The sequence below is a fragment of the Streptomyces sp. SID11385 genome (assembly GCF_010548245.1).
Lineage (GTDB): Bacteria > Actinomycetota > Actinomycetes > Streptomycetales > Streptomycetaceae > Streptomyces.
Genome location: NZ_JAAGLR010000954.1, coordinates 1 through 1,738, shown reverse-complemented (window position 1 = coordinate 1,738; position 1,738 = coordinate 1). Strand labels below are relative to the sequence as shown.

1 protein-coding gene and 2 pseudogenes are annotated in these 1,738 nt (G+C 75.8%); 1 reads left to right on the top strand and 2 read right to left on the bottom strand.

The genetic code is table 11. The features are described 5' to 3' along the window. Positions 1–403, top strand: a pseudogene (locus tag G3I42_RS29045) (amidohydrolase); the annotation flags it as partial. Between the two features lie 13 nt (positions 404–416). Here the strand turns inward: G3I42_RS29045 and G3I42_RS29040 are convergent. After that, positions 417–1,451: a COX15/CtaA family protein gene (locus G3I42_RS29040; RefSeq protein WP_164290727.1), complete on the bottom strand. Its 1,035-nt coding sequence runs from the start codon at positions 1,449–1,451 to the stop codon at positions 417–419. A 61-nt stretch (positions 1,452–1,512) separates the two neighbouring features. Next, positions 1,513–1,738, bottom strand: a pseudogene (locus G3I42_RS29035) (glycoside hydrolase family 3); the annotation flags it as partial.

Below are 1,738 nucleotides of genomic sequence, written 5' to 3'. Positions count from 1 at the left end.
AGCGGGCGCGCTCGCCGCCTTCGCCGCCGCGACGGCCGGGCTCGGCACCCCGCTCGTCCTGCTCCCCGGCTACCCCTACCACCGCCCGGCCGCCCGCCTCGCGGGCCTGCACGCGCACGTCCACGTGGATCTGGGCCCCGCGCTCAGCGGCACCGGCGCACGGGCCGCCGGGCTGCTCGCGGAGTTCCTGGAACTCGCCCCGTTCGGGAAGCTCCTCTATTCGAGCGGCGCGCGCGGGCTGCCCGAACTGCACGTCGTCGCGGCCCGGCAGTTCCGCGAGGCGCTGGGCCGGGTGCTCGGGGCGTGGGTCGTCGAGGGTGCGTGGAGCGCCCGGGACGCGGACCGGGTCGCGGGGCTGCTCGGGGCCGGGAACGCGCGCAGGGTGTACGGGCTGGAGGAGTGACCCGCGCGGGCGGTCAGGCCGCCGTCAGCCGCGAGGCGTCCGCAGCCTCCCGGTGCGGCAGCGGCTCGCCGCCCGGCTCCGTGCCGGGGCGCTCCCGCAGGGCGAGGAGGACGCGCAGGGCGCCGATCCAGACCAGGGTCGCGCCGAGCATGTGGGCGCCGACGAGGACCTCGGGCAGGTCGGTGAAGTACTGCACGTAGCCGATGGCGCCCTGGGCCATGAGGACCAGGAAGAGGATGCCCGCCTTGTTGCGCGGGCCCGCGGGCGCGTCGACCGCCTTCAGGACGCCCCACAGCGCGACCGTCAGGAGGCACGTCGCCCAGGCGAGGGCGGCATGGACGCGCGCGGTGCCCGTCCAGCCGCCGAGCCACTCCAGGGACATGCGCGGCACGTCCGAGGAGTCGCCCGCGTGCGGGCCCGTCCCCGTGACGAGGGTGCCGACCGCGATGAGCAGCGCCGTCACGACGACGAGGACCCACGCGAGGCGGACGACCTTGGGCCCGGCGAGCGGGCGCGGCGCCGCGTCGCCCTCGCGGCTGCGCTGCCACATGAGCGCGGCGATCGCGATGAGCGCCGAGGAGAGCAGGAAGTGCGCGGCGACCGTGTACGGGTTGAGGCCGACGAGGACGACGATGCCGCCGAGCACCGCGTTGCCCATGACGAGCCAGAACTGCGCCCAGCCGAGCCGGGTGAGCGAGCGGCGGCGCGGCTTCGCCGCGCGCGCGGCGATGATCGCCCAGCCGACGGCGGCGCACAGCACGTACGTCAGCATGCGGTTGCCGAACTCGATGACCCCGTGGAAACCCATCTCACGCGTCGTCGTGAGCGAGGTGTCCGTGCACTGCGGCCAGGTCGGGCAGCCGAGCCCGGAACCGGTGAGCCGCACCGCGCCGCCGGTCACGACGATGACGACGGTCATCATCAGGGCGAGCAGCGCGGCCCGCTCCACGGTCCGCTGACGCGGCGTGTAGCGGGCGGCGATGAAGGCGAGCGGATTGCGTGCGGCCTCGGAGAGGTGCGCGGCAGTCATTTTCGGCACGGCGTTCATGCTAGGCGGTCGCTTGTGCACGGATTCACTTGGGTCGCATGCCGGGCGGGCCGGTACCTCCTCACGCGCCCGTGAGCAGGTCCGCGAGGGCCCGGGCGTTGGGGCGCGCGTCGCCGTACGTGAACACGATCCGCCGGGCGCGGGGCAGGTCGCCGGGCCCGGCGGGCCAGCCGAGGCACACGACGAGCGCGTCCGGGTGGGCGTCGAGGAGCGCGTCGAGCGCCTTCGCCTGGGCGGGGTCGGCGTGCGGGGAGCCGACGAGGATCACGTCGGCCGCCGCGGGCAGC